The organism is Pseudomonas sp. L13 (assembly GCF_009935965.1).
Classification (GTDB): Bacteria; Pseudomonadota; Gammaproteobacteria; order Pseudomonadales; family Pseudomonadaceae; genus Aquipseudomonas; species Aquipseudomonas lactis.
In genome coordinates, this window is record NZ_QODJ01000179.1 from 1 (window position 1) to 515 (window position 515).

Consider the following 515-nt stretch of genomic DNA (forward strand, 5'->3'; position numbering starts at 1 on the left):
ACTTGCTCTGCTGGGAAACCTCCTGGGCAGCTCTCAAATGTTCACTGCTCCTCAGAAACATCCCTCCAAACGATGGCTACTCGGTGTAATGGAAGAGAAAGCTGTTCTGTTCCAGCGGTGAACTCCGTTTTCAATGATCCCTGTTTTGGGACCTATAAATACCTGGACGTAGCTTATGAGTGTCTCCAATCTAAGCAGCACATAACTTGCGAAGGTTTCAGAGGTGATATTACCTGTGAGGAGGGTGTCATTTCTGTTCATTATGCCAATTATGGACGGCGGAATCTTGCAACATGCCCTCATGAATTGGCAACTACAGCACACTGTTACTCTAATCGGACTGACCGTATGCGTTCCAGGTGCAATGGAAAGAAGTCTTGTCATGTGCTAGCTTCAAATTCGGAGTTCTCTGATCCATGTGTAGGAGTCTATAAGTACCTGGAAGTGACGTATTGCTGCGTATGAGTTTAAGCATGATCCGCATCAGAAGGTGAGGAAACCGCCTGGAAGAGCAG

1 protein-coding gene is annotated in these 515 nt (G+C 46.8%); it reads left to right on the forward strand.

The genetic code is table 11. The annotated features are described in order from the left end of the window. On the forward strand, positions 1-465 hold a 465-nt coding region (locus tag DK871_RS29870; protein WP_161907493.1), incomplete at its 5' end, for an SUEL-type lectin domain-containing protein. Between the last annotated feature and the right edge of the window lie 50 nt (positions 466-515).